This window comes from Acidobacteriota bacterium, from assembly GCA_034211275.1.
Lineage (GTDB): Bacteria > Acidobacteriota > Thermoanaerobaculia > Multivoradales > JAHZIX01 > JAGQSE01.
The window spans coordinates 16681-37049 of record JAXHTF010000015.1; the positions used below are offsets into that span (position 1 = coordinate 16681).

Sequence of the window (20369 nt, forward strand, 5' to 3'; positions counted from 1 at the left end):
AGGATTGGCTTAGAACTGGAAGTAGATGAACGCGGTCTGGCCGCGGAGGTAGACCAGGCAGAAAGCCAGGAGCACTCCCAGCAGCGCTCCTTCCCCCAAGGAATAGACCCAGTTTAGGGCTTTTTGTTGGGGGCGGAAGGAGCCGGTCTCCGTTGATTGGGCATCGAGGAGGCTCAGCCAGCGCTCTGCCGCCCGCCCCACCCATGGTGCTATCCATACCAGGAGCATCAACACCGTGGTGTGCAGGTAGAAGGTGCCGCTGAGAGCTCGGTGAGCGTGATCCCAGGGAGTGAGCAGGTGAGCGCTCAAGGTCCACGCCTGCTCGACTCCGACGGAGCGAAACCAGATCCAGCCGAAGGAGACGAAGCCGAAGGTGGCGAGGATGCTGGCCACGAGCTGCAGCCGGGTTCCCAGAGAGCCCAGAGGGCTGGTCTGCTGTGCGGTGCGGCGCCGCGCCGCGGGCTTCCGGCGATGAAAGGTCAGCACGTGGTATCCGGCGATGAGCACGCCGTGGTAGAAGCCCCAGAGCACGAAGGTCCAGCCTGCACCGTGCCACACCCCGCATAGGGTCATGGCCACCAGCGCCGCCCAGCACAGTCCGCCCAATCCGGGACGGCCGCTGGCCAGGGGGTAGAAGAGGTAGTCGCGGATCCAGCGGGACAGGGAGATGTGCCAGCGAGCCCAGAAGTCCGCCGGCGAGGTGGCGCTGTAGGGGAAGTTGAAGTTCTCCACCAGGCGCAGGCCGCACAGCCGGGCGGAGCCGATGGCGATGCGGGTGTAGGCGGAGAAATCGAAGTAGATCTGCAGCCCGAAGGCCACCGCCATGATCACCACGTCGGTGCTGCCCAGGACATCCGGAGAGCGGGCGAAGGCTCGGTCAACGGCGGGGGCCAGACCGTCCGCCAGCACGATCTTGACGAACAGGCCGGTGACGATCCAGCGAGCTCCCAGGCGCACGTCCTCTGGGCGAATCTTCCAATCCGCCGTCACCTGCGGCAGAAACTCCTTGGCGCGCATGATGGGGCCGGCGATGAGCTGCGGGAAGTAGGTGATGTAGAGCTGGAAATCCCAGAAGCTGTGGAGCTTCTCCCGCTTTCTCATCAGGTCGACGATGTAGCTCATGGCCTGGAAGAGATAGAAGGAAATGCCCAGGGGGAGCACCAATCCCAGCGGCTCGAAGGGCGCCGGCAGCCCTACCCAGCCGGTGACCACGCCCAGGTTGACGATCAGCCAGTCCAGGTACTTGAACACCGCCAGCAACACCAGGTTGCCGGCGAGGATGACGGCGCCGCGCCGGCTGCGGTCCTCGGCGCCGGTGATCCAGCGGGCTCCCAGATGATTGAACACGACGCTGCCCAGGAGCAGGAAGAGATAGGGCCAGTGCCAAGAGGCGTAGAAGAGATAGGACGCGGCGAGGAGCCAGGCGCGGCGCTGGCGGCGTCCCGACAGCAGCCACAGCACCGCCACCACCGCGGCGAGGAAGAACCAATAGGTGAGGCTATTGAAGCGCACGGTCCGGGTCTTCCGTCAGAGCTTGCCAAAGGCCCGACGTTCGGCCCTCGTCGACCAGCGTCTGGGCCAATCGGCTGTGTCCGGGCTCGGTGAAGTGGGAGCGGTCGGGGGTGCTGCGATCCCAACCCCAGAATTCGTTCGGCACCACCGCCGTGGCGTCCACGGTGACGAAGCCCAGAGAATGGGCGAAGTCCTCGATGCGGGACAGCTCCTGATCGAGCCGCCGCGGGTCGACCAGGGGCGGCAGGTCGGAGCGTTGGGGTGCCCGGTAGAGCAGCACCCGGGCTCCGTCGGCGTCGAGCCAGCGCAGGAGCGTGCGCAGACACGCCAGGTTGAGCTCCAGATCCGCATCGATCACCGGGTAGGAGAAGGCGCTCTCCTCCTGAGGCACCAGCCAATGCTCGATGCCGTAGGCGAGCTCGCGGTAGAGCCGTGCCCTCAGGTCGGGGCTACGGCCGATGAGGGCCACCTCTTCTCCCAGGATCTCGGTGAGCCGGGCGTCCATGCGGTCAGCGGCACTTCGCTGGCGGTCTTGCTGCTCTTCGTAGGCCTGTCGTCGGCGTTGCTCGTCGAGCATTGCCAGTACCGGCTCGGGGGCCTCGATGGGCGCCTGGTGCAGGCGTCGGGCCAGTTGATGAGCTCGCTCCGGATCTTCTAGAACCCGGCGAATCTGGTGCCGCGGCTGCCGATCCCGGGCCAGGTTGCGCCAGGTGAGGCCGAGCACTACCACCCGTGGCCGGTAGCCCTCCAGCGAGAGCTGGCCGTAGCGCAGGAGCATCTCGAAGGGCAGAAAGTTGGGATAGGAGAGGCGGAGGAACACCGCCTCGTCCCCAGCTTCCGGGAGCCGCCGGTGGAGCTCGTCGATGAGGGTGGCGCCGGGATCCGGCCGCAGCGGCTCGCCGCGCTCGAGACCGGGGAGGGTGTAGGTGTGGGAGTTGCCCATCAGGAGCACCGTCGGAGCCCTGGGGGCCGGCGGCAGGCTGGCGGGTTCCCGCGGCAGCTCCCGGACCGCCGCGGACCGCTCCGGCGGTCCTTCGGGGCCATCCCCGGGGTCGGTCCACAGCTCCGCCCAATGGTTGATGCCGGCCAGCGTCAGGGCGGCGACGGCGAGAGTGAGCAGCAGATGGCGTAGGGAAGCGGTGCTCATCTAGAAGGTGTGGAAGAGGGCTCGGAGACCTCGGAAAGAAACTCGTCCAGCTGTCCGGCGATGACGTCCCGATTGTAGGTCATCTCCGCGGCTCGGCGGGCGGCGGCGCCGAGGCGCTGTCGAAGCTCGGGATCCGAGGCGAGACGGTGGAAAGCGTCGGCGAAGGCTTGGGGATTGCCCGATGGAGCCACCAACCCAGCCTCGGCGTCTTCGATGCGCCGCGCCGGCTCTCCCTCCGCTACCAGCAGGGTGGGCAGGTGGGAGGCCATGGCCTCATAGATCTTGCTCGGCACCGCGCCGGGGATGACCATGCCGAGGGTGATCACGGCGGCGTCGGCAGTGGCTAGCAGGGCTGGGATGCGTTCCCGGGGCTGGGCCGGCAGGATGCGCAGGCGGGGGATGGCCTCGTCCCGAACCCGCGCCTCCAGGCGCTCCCGATCCGGCCCGTCCCCCACCAGGACGAAACGTCCCGGCTGTTCCGGCGGCAGGGTCTTGGCGAGGTCGAGGATTTGATCCAGTCCCTGAGCCCAGCCCAGGAGCCCGGCGTAGAGGAAGACCGGTCCCGGCTCGTCCCCGAGCAGCTGCCGGGCCTCGGCGTCGCTCTTGTCGGGACCGAAGCGCGCCGGGTCGACCCCGTTGGTGATCACCCGGGTGGGGATGTCCGGGGCGGTGCGGCGCACGGAATCGATGGTCTCCTGGCTTTGGCCGGTAACGCCGGCGGAACGGCGGTAGAGCTTGCGCTCCAGGGCTTCGGCGCGGCGGGTGAGGAAACCGGGCTCGACGATGCCCATGCGAATCGCCGACTCGGGCCATAGATCGCTGACGTTGAGCACGTAGGGAGCCCGCCAGCGGCGACTCAGGTAGCGGGCGGCGTAGCCGATGAAGAGCGGCGGTGACTCCACCCACAGCAGATCCGGCGGAGTGCACAGCTTGGGGCCGTAGCGGGCGGCGGAGGCGACGAAGGAGAAGTAAGAGATCACCCGCTTGGCGAAGCCGGTCTTGGCAGGCCACAGGGGCACCCGCACGGTGCGCAGGCGGCCGACGGTTTCCACCACCGGGCGCCGGGGATGGTACCCGGGGAAGATCTTGCCGGTGGGGTAGTTGGGCAGGGCGGTGAGCACCTCCACCGACCAGCCGCGGCTGCGCAGCCGTTCCCCGAGCTCGCTGAGGCGCACCTGGGGAGCGCCCATCTCCGGTGGAAAGTACTGGCTCAGGATGAGCAAGCGGCGTTGGCTCATGAGACCTCCTGCAGCGCGTGTCCCTGGAGATCGAAGCGGCGCATCCAGCGGTCCGCCAGCAGCGCCCGCAAGAGCTTCTCCCCCTCTTCCCGGCCCAGGCCACCAGATGCCCGGTGAGCCAGGACGCGGACGGCGTCCGGCTCGAGGTAGGACCATAGTGGCGAGTCCCCGTCGGCGAAGCGCTGGACCACCGGTGCCAGGGGCCCTCGCAGCCAGCGTTCCTGGGGTGTCTCGAAACCCAGCTTGATCTTCCGCTGCCGCACCTCATCCGGCAGCCATGGCGCCAGACCCCGCCGCAACGGTACCTTGGTCCAGCCGGCGCGGTAGAGCACCTTGGGGGAGAAGCGCAGGCAGAGCTCGATGAGCCGGTGGTCGAGGAAGGGGTAGCGCCCTTCCACCGACGAGGCCATGAAGTTGCGGTCGTCCCATTTGAGCAGTCTTGGTAGATAGAGGTGGCGGATCTCGAAGAGCCGCCGTGGTCCTTCTTCCATAGACAACATTCGCTGGAGAGTGTGGGAGGGTCGCCGCTGACTGGACCGACGGCGATGGAGATATCGCCGCCCCAAAACCGGCAGCTGGGCCAACAATCGCCCGTTGCCGCCGGGGGTGGCAGCGCCCAGGAAATGACCGGCGAGGGCCACGGCCCGGCCACGGCGGGCGAGCTCCCGCAGCCACAGCAGATAGGACTGCCAATAGCCCCCCAGCACCTCGTCCCCGCCCTGGCCGTTGAGCACCACCGGCACGCCGTGTTCGCGGGTCAGCCGGGCGACCCGGTAGCCTGCGTATTGGGACAGGGAGCCCACCGGTTCGTCGTGGCTCCACACCCAATGGTCGAGTTCTTGGAGCAGCTCCTCCGCCCGAGGCTCGACGAAGAAGGCGTCGGCGCCCAGGGCGGCGGCGGTGCGGCGCACTTGGGGGCCCTCGTCCACGGCGCTGCCGGGGAAGGTGGCGGTGAAGGTCTGGAGGTTGCCCACCGGCGGTTGGCCGGGCTCCGCCGCTCGGGGTTGGTGGTCCTTCCAGAGATCTTGGATCACCGCCGCCACCGCCGAGCTGTCGAGGCCGCCGCTCAAGGCGCAGCCCACGGGCACGTCGCTGCGCAGGTGGAGGGTGACGGAGTGGCGGAAGGCCTCGGCGAAGAGCTCCGCCGCTTCTTCCGGGCGGTCGATCTGCGGCTCGTCGAGGGCCGGATCCCAGAAGCTGTGGGCGGGGCTCAGCTCCAGGGTGTCGAGGTCGATGCTGCGCCAGGTACCCGCCGCCAGGGGCTCGACGCCGGCGAAGAAGCAGCGGTGAGTCTCCTCGTAGCCGGTGGCCAGATACTCCGCCAGGGCCTCCGGATCCGGCGCCAGGGCCGGCCCGGGCATGGCGGTGAGCTGTTTGAGCTCCGAGACCACTGCCACGCAGCCGTCCATCGGCCGCAGGTAGAGGGGCTTGATGCCCAGGCGGTCCCGGCTCACCACCGCCCGCCGCCGCCGGCCGTCCACCAGCACCAGGCCCCACATGCCGTGGAAGCGCCGGAAGCAGTCGGTGCCCCAGTGCTCGTAGGCCGCCAACACCACCTCGGTGTCGCCGGTGGTGAAGAAGCGATGGCCTTCGTTCTCCAGCTCCCGACGCAGCTCCAGATAGTTGTAGACCTCGCCGTTGTAGATCAGCCAGAGATGCGGCGAGGCGTCGGTCCTCCCGGTGGGCGAGGGCATGGGCCAGGCCATGGGCTGGTAGGAGGCGTCGCTGAGATCGAGGATCTTGAGCCGCCGGTGCCCCAGGGCCACCCGCCACGGTCCGTCCCCCGCCGAGCGGTTCTCCCCGGGAATCTGCCGTAGACCGTCGCCGTCATTCTCCAGGTAGGCGTAGCCCTCACCGTCGGGGCCGCGATGGCTGACCAGCCGGGTCATGGCCTCCACCGCTCCCGTGGGGAAGGGATGGTCGGGACGGCGGAGCAAGGCGAGGATGCCGCACATGGGTCGGCTGCTAGCTTTCCTTGGAGACTGCTTCTTTGGAGACCAAGAAGTCGCCCAGCTGCAGGTGCTCCAAGCCCGAGTTGGCGAAGACCTCCAGGGCGTCCTCGGCGGTGCGCACGATGGGGAAGCCGTGGAGATTGAAGGACGTGTTGAGCACCACCCCGCGGCCGGTGCGCTGGGCGAAGGCGCCGACGATGTCGTGCATGGCGGGATTCTGCTCCCGGCTCAGGATCTGGGCGCGGCAGGTGAGGTCGGCGTTGTGCACCGCGGCGATGAGCTGGCGGAAATTCTCCCGGGTGTCGAAGGTCATCATCATGTAAGGGCTGTCCAGCTCCTTGGGGTTGACGATGTACTCGTGCTGCCGCTCCGCCATCACCATGGGAGCGAAGGGCATCCAGAAGTCCCGCTTCTTGATCATCTGGTTGATCACCCGCACCACGTCCGGCTGGCTGGGGTCGGCGAGGATGGAACGGTTGCCCAGGGCCCGGGCGCCGAATTCCATCGGCCCGGCGCAGCGGGCCACCGGCTGGCCGGCTTCGAGCAGCTCCGCCACCGCATCTGCCAGCGCTTCCGGTCGCCGGTGGGGGAAGCCGGAGGCCGCCAGCGCCGCCTCGCATTCCTCGCTGCTGGGGGCGTCGCCGAGATAGAAGTGCTTTAAGGGGGCGAGGGCGTCGGCGGCGAAGCGCTCCGCCGCCTGCAGATAGAAGGCCCCCAGGGGCAGGGTCTCGTCACCGCAGGAGGGGAAGGCCTGGAAGGACTCCACCGAGTCCAAGGCGGCGATGGTCTGGTTGGCCTTGACGTTCATGAACACGCCGCCGGCGGCGAGGATCTTGCGGCAGCCGGAGGCCTGGACGGCGTGGTCGGCCCAGGCGGTGAGGATTTCCTCGGTGAAGAGCTGCAGGCCTCCGCAGACGTGGTCGAAGCGCCGTCCGGCGAGGCGTTGGGCGAGGGTGCGGCCGAGATCGTTGGTGCGCAGCCGGGTCTTCCTGCGCAGCTCCAGGCCGCTGTCGTCGAGGCCCAGCAGCTCGTGGTAGATCTTCGCCGTCTCTCGGCTCGCCTTGTCGTAGGCGTAGGGCGCCATCCCCATGAGCTTGTACTCGTGCTCCAGGGGCACGAAGCCGAGGTTGTAGGTGGTCCAGGAGTAGAGGGTGCCCAGGGAATGGTCCCAGCCGGTGGCCGCCAGCAGCCGGTCCTCGCCGCCGCCCATGACCCGCACGCTGGCGCATAGGCCGTCGCCGTCACCGTCGCAGGTGAGCACCAGGTAGCGCTCCTCCGGGTTCCGGCGCAGCCCGAAATAGGCGGTGGCGGCGTGGGTGTGGTGGTGGTCGTGGTGCACCACCGGCACTGCCCCCAAACCCGCCTCTTCGAGCAACGCCTTGAGCTGCTTCTGACCGTAGTCCGGCATCAGGCGCAGCGCCGCGGGCATCAGCAGGCGCTGTCGCAGCCGCCCCAGCACCTGGTCCTGGCGCTGGTAGGCGGCCACCACGTCCTCCCGGCTGTGGTAATCGCTGAACACCTGGCGGCCGCCATAGGCCACCACCGCCAGGTCTTCGGGGCCGGCGCCGACATGCTCCAGACAGGCCTGGATGGCGCGGCGGGGAAATCCCCAATAATTCTTTTCCCGGCAGAGGCGCTCCTCCTGCACCGCGAAGAGCAGGCCGCTGGCGTCACCGATGGCAGCGCTGGCGTTGTGTCCCGCGTGGAGGGCGAGGATGTATGGGGCCATGGCTTGGTCGTCCAAAATGTGGGTTATCGAGAAGGTTGGCTATCCAGAATTCGGCGTATCCGGTGGTCGGTTCAGGTGCTGGGCTCAACTCTGCGCTCAACTCTGCGCCGCGCTGAGGAGCAGCCCCAGCTCCGCCACCAGCTCGTCGGCGAAGGCTTCGACGGTATGCCGGCGGGCACGTTCCAGCCCCCGTTCTCGCAGGCTCTCTCGGAGCTGTGGCTCGTCGGCGAAGCGAATCAGCAGCCTCGCCAGGGCTTCCTGATCTCCCGGCGGGAAGAGTAGCCCGTCGACCCCGTGGTCTACGGAGCTGGGAATCCCCCCGACCCGAGACGCTATCACTGGGCAACCGAAGGCTCGGGCTTCCACCAGAACTCGTGGCGTGCCCTCGCTGCGGCTGGGAAGCACGAGAACGTCGGCGTCGGCGAAGCGCTGAAAGAGCTCCGGGCCGAAGCCCCGAGGCCCCAGCAGCCGGACCCGGCCGCCGGCGTCCAGCGAGGCCAGCCCCTGACGCAACTGGTCATCGACGCCGCTGTCTTTATAGTCCATCGCCCCGACGATTTCCATCTCCGCGTCGGGGTGCTGGCGGAGCAGCTCCCGAAACGCCGCCAGCAGGACGTCGAAGCCCTTTTCGTGGCGCAAATAGCCGACGAAGAGTACCCGCAGCGGAGCGTCTTCGGGGCGCCGGCGGGGCACGCTGGCGATCTCCTCCTCCAACAGGGTGGAGGAGACCACCCAGCGTCCCGGAGGCTCGCCGTAGTGGCGTCGTAGATCCGCTCCGTGGGTCACCGTACGGCTGCCTGGGCGGTGCACCAGGTGGCGTTGCAGGCGATCCACGCCGTGGGCCACCGCCAGCGCCGGTGCCCGGCGCAGGCCCCGATAGTAAGGAGAGGTCTGGGTTTGCTTGAGGACGTCGGCGCACAGGTGGTAAAGCCGCGGCCGCCGGGGCCGCAGCAGCGCCGGCGTGGCGGCGAAGGGGAGCTGCACCAGCAACGCGTCGCTTTGCTCCTCCAGGCGCCGCAGCACCCGCCGACAGGCCAGGCTCTTGGGCAGGCCGCCGCGGACGCTGGGAAGAAAAGGCAGGGCCAGGAAGTCGTTGGTGTCGAGGCTCAGCCGATGGTCGAAGAGGGGGGGCGGCGAAGGGATGGAAGAGAGGGCGACCTTCAGATGCGGCACACGCTTCTTCAACTCGTCGATCAACCGGCCGAGACCAGCATCGGTCCACAACTGGTCCTTCTTCGGGCCGTTCTTCCCTAGGTAGGCGGAACGGGCGCTGACGAATCCGAGGCGAAAGTCTCGGGGCAACAAGGCGTCTCTCCCTTCAGCCTGGCAGCCGTCGCCGCTCAACCGCTGCCGGCTTCGGGCTGGGACGAAACCAGCCCCGCCGGTTGCCGGCGAAGCTCGGGGACCCTGGGCCGAGGGCTGGCGGTTTGGGGGACGGGACGAGAGGTGATCAGGCCGTAGGCGGCTCCGAGACCGAACATGATGGCGGGACAGAAGAGGATCTCATCGCTGGTCAGAGAGCGCACTCCCAATGCCAAGACCAAGATCGGCAAGGCACGGCGCAGGTCCACCTCGCCGCTGAAATGCCCTCGATGAAGAGTGCCTCGCCAGCGCCGGGCGAGGATGAACACACAGAGAGCGAAGGGCAGGGCACCGATCAGGCCCGTCCCCGCCAGCAGGTCGACGATGAGGTTGTGGCTGGAGGTGGGGGGGTGGTAGAGCACTTTGCCGATCTCGTAGGGCAGATCCGCCTGGGAGACGCCGACCAGGGGGTTGCGCACGAAGAGCTCCAAACCTTCGAAGACGATTTCTTTGCGCAGCGAATCGGAGGCAGTGCCGGTGCGTAGATCCTGCAGCCTCGACTCCACTTTCTCCTCGAATCCTAGCTGGGTGATGGCCAACTGCAGGACGAACACTGCCAACACCATAGGGACGAGCATCCGCAGCCGGAAGCGGGTGGCGAAGACCAGGAAAAAGATGGCGGCGATGAGTAGCCAGCCGGAGCGGCTGAGGGTCAGGACCTGGGGCACCATCAACATGATCACCGAGAGGATCATCAGCAGCTTGGCTTTGCGTCCGGCGGTGGCGGAGCTGAAGATCAAGAGGGCGAAGACCATGGGGGTGATAGTCCACAGCGAGAAGACGTTGCGGGAGCCCACCCCCGGCAGCAGCTCCAGGTAGTACGTGGGCTCCAGGCGGTAGAGGTAGAGGCCGCGGAGGGCGATGAGAGTGACGCCGGCGATGACGCCGTAGGCCGCAAGCCGAAAATCCTTGACCGTCGAGATCAGGCGTTCGAGGACGAAGAAGGTGAGCGCGACGGTGATCCACTTGATGTAGATCTGCAGACCGGCCCGCAGGTGCTCCGAGCCGAAGGTGGCGATGAGCAGTCCGATGAGCAGCAGAACCCCAGCACCGCCGAGACCGCGATGGAGCGCCGTGCGATTGCGGGGAGTCAGGGCCCAGGGCAGTGACGCCACCAGCAGCAGCAGGTAGGGGTGGACCGAGAGTCCGGCGATCTGCGGCCGCGCTCCAGGGATGGCGGAGAGGAAGAACGACAGGCCGATGAGAAAGGCCAGGTAGCCACCGTTGGTGGTGCGATCATCCCAGGGGTAGAGTCCCTCCGGCGCCTCCCGAGAAGCTTTGCCGTTGCCGGCACTGGTAGCAGTGGCGGTGAGGGGGGTGCGCGGGTTCATCGTTGCCGGTTCCTACCCGCCATGGCGTAGCCGCCGCAGCAGCACCAGGGGCGGCTCGACGAGATGGCCGGCGAGGCGGAAGGCCAAGGGGGAGCCGCCGGTGCGGATGGGGTGTGAGTAGCCGAGAATCCGACAGGCCCGGCGGACCGCCGGCATCGCGTGGATGCGGTCCACTTGCCGCGGGCTGAGCACCTTCTTCCACTTCTCGTCCAGGAAGATGGTGCGGTGATGCTGGCGGTAGAGCTCTTTGTTCACCCCGGGCTCCGACTCCGCCCGCTGGGCGTCCAGGTGGCTGGCGGTGCCCGGATTGCCGCGGAGGTTGTGTTGGGGGTGGCGCCAAAACTCCTCCTGATCGTCCGTCGGCTCGAAGCCGAGGAGCCGTCCCAAATCCGCCAGCACCTCCCGAATGCGCAGCACCAGGTCGTCGTAGCGCACGGAATGGTAGACGAGGCCGCGCTCCAGCGCTGCCTGTCGAAGGGCCAGGTTGCCCTGAGCCCAGTCGAGGGCGATGAGCTCCACCGGCCGGCGGAGGGAGTGGCGGGTGAGGAGAGAGGAGATATAGGCCTCCGGGGCCTTGCTCACGTGGAGCACGATGGGCTGGATCCCCGGCGCTTCGAGGCGCGACCGCCACCAGTCCTCGTCCTTGCAGGAGTCCACCAGAATCTTGGCACCCAAGTTCTGGGCCGCCAAATGCCGAGCCAATCGCGGATGGAGCTCGTCGGGATGATCCCGTAGCTCCTGGACCAGCTCGCCGCTCCAGACCGGGCACTTCTCCCCATCCTGGTCTTGGCAGATGCTGCAGAACTTCCGGTGCCGCCAGCTACCGTCCGGACGGCGGCGCATCAGCAGGTCCGTCTCGCCGAGGAAGGAGATGTCCGGATGGCTACCGAGGATCATCCCCACCAGGGTCGAGGCGGAGAAGGGCAACGAGGAAACCAGCACCACCGGCAGCTTGCCGGTGCCCTCGGTCGAGGCCCCACCCGCTGAGTTGTCGGTGGAGATGCCGGGGTCGGCGGGATGGGATGAATGCTCGCTCATGGTTCGCGGAGGGGGGGAGGTGTTCATCGGCTAGCGTATCCCAGACGGCGGAAGGCTTGTACCAGCGCCGGGCGCAGGAAGCCCCACAGCCCGCTGGCGGTGACGATGGCCTCCGCCGTTCCGCCGTCCTCGTTCATCGAGATGCGCCGCAGCAAGAAAGGGTCCGCTGCTGCCCGGTTGACCCCATGGTCGGTGGTGACGGCGCAGCGGAAGCCGGCTCGGCGGGCCATCTCTGCCTCCCGCGGGCCGTAGTCGCCGTTGGGGTAGGCCAGGCTGTAGATCTCCAGCTCGTGCTGCTGCTCCAGCTCCCGCCGGCTGCCCTCGATCTCCTCCCAGGCCTCCGCGTCCTCGCAGGTCGGAAGACAGGGATGGAAGCGGGTGTGGGCCTGGAAGTCCATCACCTCCGAGAGCCGGGCGATCTGCTCCGACGACAAAGCCTGTGGCGGATCGCTCTCCAGCTGCTGATCGAATCCCGCTTCCTCCAGCTGCCGGAGTCGCTCCCGGTGGGGGAGCCGTTTGAGGCGCTCTTTCTCCGCCACCGGCAGCGGATGGGTGAACCAAAAGCGCCGGCCGGTGCCGGCGATGCCGCTGCACAAGAAGACCGTCAAGGGCAGCCGGAGGTCTTGGCAGACTGGTTCCAGATCGGCGACTTCCCGCAGGCCGTCGTCCAGGGTCAACACCAGGGCTCGGGGAGGCAACTCGTCGAAGCGGCCCTGGCGCAAGGCCCGTTCTAGATCTCGCAGGGAGATCACGCGGTAGCGGCGGGCCAGAGCCCGGAAGTGCCTGCGGGCGGTGTCCGGGGCCGGGTTGTGGTAGGTCAGGACGGTGACCGCGCGGCGCTGGTAGGTATGGCGCAGCAGCCAGGGCAGCGGAGTCCAGCGCAGGACGGTGAAGAAGAGGGCGCGGAACCGGCTCATGGCGCAGGCTCCTCCGGAGAGTCTGCCGTCTGAGCCCACGGGGTGCGGTCGATGGCGTCGGCGATTCGCCGATAGCTCTCCCGGAAGGTCTCCTGGTCGCCTCCGAAAGGATCTTCGAACTCCATCCTCGGAGTGCCGGAGGCCGTTTCGGGAAGGCTCGCCAGGCGGTGAAGCTTCCAGCGGGCTTCCGGAAAACGCCGTCCCACCGTGCGGTGAACCTCCTCGTCGAAGCTCACCAGGACATCGGCCCGGCGCACGTCGCGAAAGGTGAGGACGGAGGAGCGGTGGTCTGCCAGGTCCACCCCCAGCTCAGCGGCGGCGGCGACGGCCTCCGGTGGCGACGGGCGATGGGGGATGGGATAAAAGCCCGACGAGGTGACGATCCCAGCGTCGCCGAGGCGTTGCCGGAGGTAGAGCGCGGCGAAGGGGCTACGGCAGATATTCCCCTTGCACACGAAGAGCACGCGGCGGGATCGGCGGATGGCTCTGCTTCCCCGGCGTGCCAGGCGGCGGCGCACCGGCGGCAGGTTGACGACGGCGGCGCGCAGCCGGTCCAGCGCCTGCTGTAGGAAGAGGCCGGCGTAGTATCGAACCTCCGCCACCGCCGGCCGCGGGTCGTCGAGGCTGAAGGTGTCCCAACGTTCCCGCAGCAGGAGCAGGTGGCGAATCTCCGCCGCTACCGCCGGTAGAGGCCGGGTGGCGAGCAAGGGGTCGCTGCGGTCCGCCCGCAGGTTGGCCAGCAGCCATTTGGCGTCGCCGGCCAGGTTGCGGCAGTAGAGCCCTCGGCGGTAGTCGGAGGTTTCGGGGCCCTCGCCGTGCACCAGCAGCCGGTAGAGGCTGTAGGGGAAGTCGGCACCGGCGGCCTGGGGCAGGGGTAGGGAGCCCCAGAAGCGGCCGTTGATCTCCAGCAGCACCCAGCGGCCCCTGCTCGCGCTGGCGGCGTCTTCATCCACCTTGAATTCGATCATTGCCACGCCGGTGTAGCGCAGCGCCCGGAGTATCTTGCGGGACGCCTCGGCGAGCTCTTCGGGGGCGTCGATACTCTTGCGGTAGGAGCTGCCGCCGCCGTGAATGGGCTCGTGGATGCGGCGGTGGGCGAAGCTCAGGAGGATCTCTCCGTCGGCGGCCAGCACCTCGACGCCATAGCCGGTGCCCCGCACGTTCTCTTGCAGCAGCACCGGCTCCTGCGGTTCCGGGCCCTTCTCCAGCATCTCCTCCAGCGCCGGCTCCAGGTCCTCATTGTCGTAGACCTTGCGCACGTCCCGCCGCCGGCTGACCGCCGGCCCGCCGTAGGAGGCCAACGGCTTGAGCACGAAGGGAGGCGTGAAGGCCTCTTCCCCTCGGATCCCCCGCCGGCCGTCCTCGAGGGTCCGGAGCAGGGTTTGCCGCGGCACCGGGACTCCCAAGGAAGCGGCCAGCTGGTGGGTACGGGCCTTGTCGAAGACGATCTCGAAGGTCTCGTCGTCGAGCATCGCCAAGGGTAGCTGGTCCTCGAGCTCCCGGCGGTGGGTCCGGACGGCGTAGAGGGACGGCTCGTCCATCGGCAGGAGCAGGCGATAGGCTCCCCGGCGAATGAGCTCCAGGAGTTCCTCCAGCCAGCGGTCCGGCTGGTAGCGATAGGGCGGCAGGGTGTGAACGGCGGCGACGTAGCGCGAGCGCAGCAGGGGCTCTTCGGGATGGGCGGTAGCCACCTCCACCGCGAGGCGTCGACGGCCCAGGGACCGGGCGACGGTGAGGAGAATCTGGCTCGCCCGGCCGAGGAGCAGGACGGTTTCTGGACCGGATCGGGTACCGGGCTCCTGGGAGCTGAGCTTCTGGAACCCGGACTCCCGAGACTCGGCCTTCTGGGGGCGGCGGCTCACGGTTCGGAGATCTCTGAGCGGAAATAGCCTCGCTTCTTGGCTCCGGCGCCGCGGGGGGGACGGGGGATAGTGTCCACCAAGCGGTAGGAGGCCACGACGGCCTGGCCGAAGAGACGCTTCGCTTCCTGCACGAGAGCTTCCCAATTCGGGGTCTCCCCGCCGGAAGTTTCTTCGTCGGGGCTCGCTGCTGGCCGCGGCACCAGCAGAAGCTCCAGCTCGCCGGGGCGGCGCTGCACCGCCAGATACTCCGCCAGGTGCTGGGCGAGGCCCGCCCGCCGCATCAGGAAGTGCACGATGCCGGCGTTGAACCGCTCGCCGCCGAGCCCCAGAATCTGCTCGAAGAGCCGGCCGTCGAGGCGTTCCAGCACCGCCGTTCCTGCCATCCGGCCGCAGGAGCAGGCCTCTTCGGAGAGGGTTCCGGCGTCGCCGATCTCGTAGCGCAGCAGCGGCATGCCCCGGGCTTCCAGGGGCGTCAGCAGAATGCGGCCGGTGGTGCCCGGGGGAACCGGCTGCCCGCCGTCGTCCACCACTTCGAAGACCACCTGCTCGTGGCAGATGTGCAGGGTGCCGGCGGGGCAGGAGAAGGCCATGGCACCGATCTCGACGCAGCCGTACTCGTTGAGCACGGGAACGTCCCCGAAGACCTCCCGGAAGCTCTCCCGATGGGTGTCCAGGAGCATTTCCGACTGGCTGTGGAGCAGCCGGATTCCCCGTCCGCGAAGGTCCTGGCCGGTGCGGGCGGCGTAGCGGCACAGCTCGTCGAGAACGCTGGGGTAGGCGGTGATGTAGGCCGGACGAAACTTCTCGATGGTGCGTAGGACGCGGCCGTAGCCGGCGTCGTCGAGGCCGTGGAAGGACACTAGCCGGCGGCCGATGACCCGGTCGATGAGGCGTTGCTTGAGCGCCGCTACGGGGCCGGCGGGGGTACCCAGGAGGAAGACCCGGGGCTCGTAATACTCGACCCCGTGCCAAAGGAAGGCGCGGCGTAGCAGGGCGCGGCTCCAGCCGGCGAAGTGGCGGTCCTGCCAGACGCGCACCGGAGCTCCAGTGGAGCCGCTGGTTGTGGCGGTGGCTAGGCTCTCCGGGGGCTCGGTGAGCAGAGATTCCCCATGCTCCCGCAGCTCGGCCTTGGTCAGGGGCGGCAATGCCTGGAGGGCCGGGAGGGCGTCGGCTAGATCCGATCGCTCGAGCCCGGCGGCCTCTATGCGGCGGCGGTAGAAGGGCACCTGCTGCCAGCAGAAGTCCAGCAGCTCCGCCAGGCGTTCTTGGCGGTGGGCGTCGTAGGCTTCGGCGTCCCACCACTCCATCTGGCGCAGCCGCGGCAGGTCCTGCATCGCGTCTCGGCCCCGCAGCCGATCCAGCCGGCTGCCCAGGGCGAGGCAGCGGCGGCCGCGCCAGCCCCGTGGCGCGGGCTCTCTGCTCGAATCGCGCGGGCTCATGCCGCCGCCTCCATCAGGGACCGGTAGAGGGCGTCCACGTCCCGGCCCGTCGCCGTCAGGGAGAAACGTTCCTCGACCCGGCGGCGACCCGCTTGCCCGAGGGCCTGGCGCCGCTGCGGCTGCTCCAGCAGCTCCTCGATGGCCCGGGCGAAGCCGTCGGCGTCTCCCGCCGGCACCCGCAGCCCGGTGACGCCGTCCTCGACGATCTCCCGCAGCCCGCCGGCGTCGGCGGCCACCACCGGCTTGCCCGCTGCCATGGCCTCCACCGCTACCCGGCCAAAGCTCTCCCGGTCGGCGGGATGGACCAGCAGATCGACGGCGTTCATCACCGCCGGCACGTCGTCCAGGGCTCCGGCCCACAGGATGCGCTGGTCGACTTTCAGCTCTCGGGCCAAGTCGTGGATGGCCCGGGCGTGCTCCAGCTCGCTGCGGTAGCCGCCGCTTTGGGCCGGATCCGTGCCCACCACCACGAAGCGAGCCTGGGGCCAGCGCGGTGCCAGCTGGGCGACGGCGCGGACGAAGACGTCGTGACGCTTCACCCGCGAGCTCAGGTGCGCCACCATGGCCACCACCGGCTCCTCCTCACCGGCGCCCCAGCTTTTGCGCAGGGCCGGGGCCCGCTCCTCGGCGCCGCCGGCGAAGAGGTCGAGGTCGACACCGTTGTAGATCACCCGCAGGGTCCGGTCCCGGTGGTGGCGGCGGAAGAGTTCGGCGCTGGTCTCGGAGTTGACCACCAGGGCGTCGGACAGGCTCTCGAAGGTGCGCGCCAGGAGCGGCTCCGGCAACCAGAACCGGAACAGCCGCCGGTGCCCGATGTGCTCGCGGATATGCCATACGTGGGGCACCCCGGACCAGGCCGCTACCAGGGCGCCCTGGAGATTGAGGGAAGTGTTGGTGTGCACCAGCTCGATGTCCCAACGGCGCAGGCAACGCCGCAGGGCCAGCAGCGACCCCAGGTGGCCGCCGCTACGCCACAGATTCCAGCCCCAGTGCAGGGGCCGCTTCCACAGCTTGGCCTTGTATTTGCGATTCCACCAGGGCAGCGGCATCGTCACGTGCTCCTCGCTCACTTGGCGTAGGGCCTCCATCTCGTCCGCCGACGCTCCTGGGGGCAGGACCGCGAAGCAGCGGTGACCGTGCTGTCGGAGCTCCCGCATCAGGTCCCGGGCGCTGACGGCGGCGCCGCCGGAGGCGGAGTTGAGGACGAAGAGGACGCGGGCCATGGTGGGTCGGGCGGTCGGAAGAGCGACCCTCAGCCCTGTCGGGCTTCGCTACGCCGCCGGTGGACGCGGTAGAGCCGGTTCGCCAGGACCTTGCCCAGCGGTCCCAGGGCCACCAGGCCGGCCAGGGCCCAGGTCTTGGGTTGGCGCAGGGCGAGGCCCGGATAGCTGGCGAAGCCGAAGGCCAGACAGCGGAAGGCTTTGGAGAGATTGCCCGCCGCCAGGGATTGGAGACCGCGCTCCATCACCGCCTTCTCGATGAACACCTTCTGCAGTTCCCGCCGATGGACGCCGATGCGCTCTAGCACGTCGCCGGGAAACTCTGCCGTGTGCATGTAGGCGTCCACTTGATAGGTGAGAGCGCCACCCTTGGCCTCCTGGGCCAGCTGGTTGCTGTTGTGGATGCGGTAGCCAAAAAGGCGTTGGGGGACGTAGGTGAGGCTGGCGCCGGCGCTGAGCAATTTGTTGAGGAAATGGCTGTCGGGCCAGATGCGGTGGTTGTTGTTGTAGCCCTCCACGCGCTGGTAGAGGCTACGGGAGTAGCAGGTGGCGAGGAAGGCCGCCGGCGTGTTCTTCTGCCGCAGCGACGCCGCCAAGGTCTCATCGGCGCCGGTGGTTTCCGGCGTCAGGGTGTCCCAGGACTTGGTCTCCGCTTCCTGCGGCGACATCTGCCGATAGAAGAGCTCTCCCCGGGGGCGCCAGGAGACGCCGGTGAGGCGGCCTTCGGAGTCGATGACGTCGACGGCGGAAGTGAGCACCGTGTTCTCTGCCTCCTCCCCCAGCTCCTCCAATACCCGGGCGTAGGTCTCCAGGGCGTCCCGGTGCATCAGATCGTCGGAGGAGAGGAGAATCAGGAAGTCGCCGGTGGCCTGGGCGGTGGCGCGGTCGAGGTTGGGGGAGAAGCCGATGTTGTAGCGGTTCTCGATCAGCCGGATGCGCTCCGGCGGGAACGAGCGCACCACCTCCACCGAACGGTCCGTGGAGGCGTTGTCCGCCACCAGGATCTCGAAGTGGGGATAGGTCTGGTCGAGGACGCTCTGCAACGTCTCGCCGAGATAGCGCTCGTAGTTGTAGTTGGGGATGCAGACGGAGAAGGTCAGGGGCATAGTGCTCAGCCCTCGGAGCTGGTTGCTGGATGGTCCGTGCCGGAACTCGGGTAATGCTCGACGAAATGCTCCAGCTCCTCCGGCGTGCCCAACACCCACACCTCCGGGCTGACATCCACCCGCAGCTCCACTCCTTCCGCCAGCAGGCGGTTGTAGAGAGGGGCGACGTAGTACTCGCCGCGGCTGCGATCCTGCTCCGCCACCATGGCGTCGGCGTGGCGCACGAAGTCTGAGCCGCGGGTGAAGTGGTAGAGGCCGGTGGTGGCCCACGGGGAGATGCGGCGCTTCTCGGCGGTTTCCACCACCCGGCCCTCATCGTCCAGGCGGGCGAAGCTCCAGCGGTCGCCGGGCGCCTGGAAGACGCCCAAGACGCCCCCGACCTGGGGTGGCAGCTGGGGGAGAGTCTGCACCAGGTTGGTACGGCAGAAGGTGTCGGCGTTGTAGATGATCAGCGGCTCCGGAACGTCGATGTGCTCCCGCGCCGTTAGCACCGTGCACGCCTGGCCGGCGGTGACCTCCGGAAGGCCGATGACGATGGGATCGTAGTCGCTGTAGCGCTCCTCGATGTCCCGGCGCAGCCCCTGCTGCTCCAGGTGCTCCTCCAGCGCCACGAAGATCAGCCGTCGGGCCAGCTCCAGGGGCAGGCTGTCCACCGCCCAGCTGTACATGGGCCGGCCGAAGACCTCGATGAGGGGCTTGGGCACGGTGTAGCCGGCGTCCCGGAAGCGCTGTCCGTGGCCGGCCATGGGGATCACCATGTTGACGGTGCGTTGGACGCTCATGAGACAGCTTCTTTCTGCGCCGGCTTCGGGCTGGTGTCTCCGGAGAGCGTGCCTTCTGCGACGGCCTCGTCGAGGAGCTCCAGACCCCGCACGACCATGGCCAGCTGGCGCCGCGGTGCGTCGTAGTGCAGCGCCGGCATGCTGAGGAAGAGCAGAGCGGTGATGAAGAGCACTTGCTCCCGCGGGAAGCGGGCGAAGAAGACCTTCTCGAAGCGCTGGCGGATCTCTTCGTGCTCCGGCCGGGAGCGGATGTCGAGGGAGATCCGGTCCCCCTCCACCCGCACCGTGAACAGATCGTTGACGATGAAATCGTAGAGCCCGTAGACCGAGTGGTAGAGCTTGGCCAGGTCGTAGCGCGGGTCGCCGTAGATTCCCGGCGCATCGAAGCTGCCCCGGGGGTCGAGCAGCTTGACGATGCCCGAGCGCAGGTCGTAGAGAATGTTGGACAGGCACAAATCGCCGTGCATCACCGCGGCTTCGGTGCCGTCGGCGAGGGCCTCCACCCGCTCCTCCACCACCGGCCACAGCTGCCGCAGGCTGTGCACGGGGCGGCCGTTGATCTCCAGCGGCCCCGGATGGTCGATGAGATCCCGCAGCTCCTGCGGCCCTCGACATTCCTCCAGCCGCCGCCGGGTCTTGGTCAGATACATGCGCCGCACCGCTTGGGCCTCCAGCGGCCGTCGGCGCTGCAGGAAGCCCTGCTCCAGGATGTCCGCCAAGTGCTGGAAGACCCGTTCCCAGATCCCGGCGTCGACATTCTCGAAGACGAAGATCTCCGACAGGCTGGGATAGCCGTAATATTCCAGGGTCATCCACGGATCATTCCAGTCGGTGGAGGAGGCCAGGAGGCGCGGGAAGAGCACCGCCAGGTCCTCCGGCAACAGCCGCAAATAGTTGATCTCGTCGATGAGCTTGGCCACGTGTTGGCTACGTTTGGTGAGAGTGCCCAGGACCGGGTCGATGCTCAATTCGTTGAACGCCCGCATCTGAAGCAGCGAGCGGTGGGAGTCGGCCTGGCGGTCCGGATTGCCGCAGTCCAGCCACTCCGCCGCCGGTGCCACCCGCACCGGGGCCTCGGCCTGGAGGGCGGCCAGGACGTCTGCCATCTGCGCCCGGCGGCCTGCTTGGTCGGCGGCCTCCACCGCTTGCCGGGCGAGGCGCCGGAGGCGGTCCAGGTCCGGGAAGTAATAGACACCGATGAGCGCCTGAAGGTTGCCTTCGAGGCCCGGCTCCTTGTCCCGCAGCCGGGTCAGCATGCCGCCGGGATCCGTTTCCGCCAGGCACCAGCGATAGCTTTCCTCTACCGCATGTACCAGCACCCACGGGTCGTCGGAGGCCAGCAGCTTCGGGTCCTCGAAGCGGAAGTGGGTATCTCCCAGTACCACCAGGGCGGAGCGGGCGGTGGAGGCTTCCGCCAGCTCCAGCAGGGTCAGCCCCAGGCCGCCGTCCCGGCTGGGGGCGAGAAACTCCACCTGGCTGCCGGTGGGGGCGGCGCATTCGACGAAATCTTCCACGTAGAGCCCCCGCCGCGGCACCGCCATGCGGAAATGCCGCAGCCCGAGGCCGTGGAGATACTCGAGCATCCAGTAGATCACCGGCCGTCCGGCCACCGGCACCATCGCCGTGCAGGTCACGTTGGCCAGCCCCAACACCCCTTCCGGCGGCGGTCCGGCGGCGGGAATGAGGACTTCGAGGTGGGGGTTCTTGCGAAGACTGGACATATTCAGTGGACGG

The 20369-nt window shown here is 68.3% G+C and carries 15 protein-coding genes; all 15 read right to left on the minus strand.

Going from position 1 to position 20369, the window contains the following annotated elements:
* Positions 1-9: 9 nt before the first annotated feature.
* Entirely contained in the window at positions 10-1512 is a 1503-nt protein-coding gene (locus SX243_04670) for an MBOAT family O-acyltransferase (GenBank protein ID MDY7092249.1), read from the minus strand.
* The gene (locus SX243_04675) at positions 1499-2659 is read right to left on the minus strand and encodes a hypothetical protein (GenBank protein ID MDY7092250.1); all 1161 of its coding nucleotides are present in this window, start codon (positions 2657-2659) and stop codon (positions 1499-1501) included. Before SX243_04675 ends, SX243_04670 begins: the two co-directional genes overlap by 14 nt.
* The gene (locus tag SX243_04680) at positions 2656-3897 is read right to left on the minus strand and encodes a glycosyltransferase family 4 protein (GenBank protein MDY7092251.1); all 1242 of its coding nucleotides are present in this window, start codon (positions 3895-3897) and stop codon (positions 2656-2658) included. Before SX243_04680 ends, SX243_04675 begins: the two co-directional genes overlap by 4 nt.
* Positions 3894-5852: an asparagine synthase (glutamine-hydrolyzing) gene (gene asnB / locus SX243_04685; GenBank protein ID MDY7092252.1), complete on the minus strand. Its 1959-nt coding sequence runs from the start codon at positions 5850-5852 to the stop codon at positions 3894-3896. Before asnB ends, SX243_04680 begins: the two co-directional genes overlap by 4 nt.
* Before the next feature lie 10 nt (positions 5853-5862).
* The gene (locus tag SX243_04690; protein MDY7092253.1) at positions 5863-7578 is read right to left on the minus strand and encodes a carbamoyltransferase C-terminal domain-containing protein; all 1716 of its coding nucleotides are present in this window, start codon (positions 7576-7578) and stop codon (positions 5863-5865) included.
* Between the two features lie 96 nt (positions 7579-7674).
* The gene (locus SX243_04695) at positions 7675-8883 is read right to left on the minus strand and encodes a glycosyltransferase family 4 protein (protein ID MDY7092254.1); all 1209 of its coding nucleotides are present in this window, start codon (positions 8881-8883) and stop codon (positions 7675-7677) included.
* A gap of 35 nt (positions 8884-8918) precedes the next feature.
* Entirely contained in the window at positions 8919-10271 is a 1353-nt protein-coding gene (locus SX243_04700; GenBank protein MDY7092255.1) for an O-antigen ligase family protein, read from the minus strand.
* A 12-nt stretch (positions 10272-10283) separates the two neighbouring features.
* Positions 10284-11336, minus strand: a complete 1053-nt coding sequence (locus tag SX243_04705) for a hypothetical protein (protein ID MDY7092256.1) — start codon at positions 11334-11336, stop codon at positions 10284-10286.
* On the minus strand, positions 11333-12226 hold the full coding sequence (locus tag SX243_04710; GenBank protein MDY7092257.1) for a polysaccharide deacetylase family protein: 894 nt from the start codon (positions 12224-12226) through the stop codon (positions 11333-11335). The genes SX243_04705 and SX243_04710 overlap by 4 nt, the downstream gene beginning before the upstream one ends.
* A complete protein-coding gene (locus SX243_04715; protein ID MDY7092258.1) occupies positions 12223-14088 on the minus strand; it encodes an ATP-grasp domain-containing protein in 1866 nt (621 codons plus the stop codon). Before SX243_04715 ends, SX243_04710 begins: the two co-directional genes overlap by 4 nt.
* Positions 14085-15527 (minus strand): AMP-binding protein, encoded by a 1443-nt coding sequence (locus tag SX243_04720; GenBank protein ID MDY7092259.1) that lies wholly within the window; start codon positions 15525-15527, stop codon positions 14085-14087. Before SX243_04720 ends, SX243_04715 begins: the two co-directional genes overlap by 4 nt.
* Positions 15524-16750 (minus strand): glycosyltransferase family 4 protein, encoded by a 1227-nt coding sequence (locus tag SX243_04725; GenBank protein MDY7092260.1) that lies wholly within the window; start codon positions 16748-16750, stop codon positions 15524-15526. The genes SX243_04720 and SX243_04725 overlap by 4 nt, the downstream gene beginning before the upstream one ends.
* 29 nt (positions 16751-16779) lie before the next feature.
* A complete protein-coding gene (locus SX243_04730; protein ID MDY7092261.1) occupies positions 16780-17853 on the minus strand; it encodes a glycosyltransferase in 1074 nt (357 codons plus the stop codon).
* Positions 17854-17858: 5 nt separating this feature from the next.
* On the minus strand, positions 17859-18635 hold the full coding sequence (locus SX243_04735; protein MDY7092262.1) for a glycosyltransferase family 2 protein: 777 nt from the start codon (positions 18633-18635) through the stop codon (positions 17859-17861).
* Positions 18632-20356: a hypothetical protein gene (locus tag SX243_04740; protein ID MDY7092263.1), complete on the minus strand. Its 1725-nt coding sequence runs from the start codon at positions 20354-20356 to the stop codon at positions 18632-18634. Before SX243_04740 ends, SX243_04735 begins: the two co-directional genes overlap by 4 nt.
* Positions 20357-20369 lie beyond the last annotated feature (13 nt).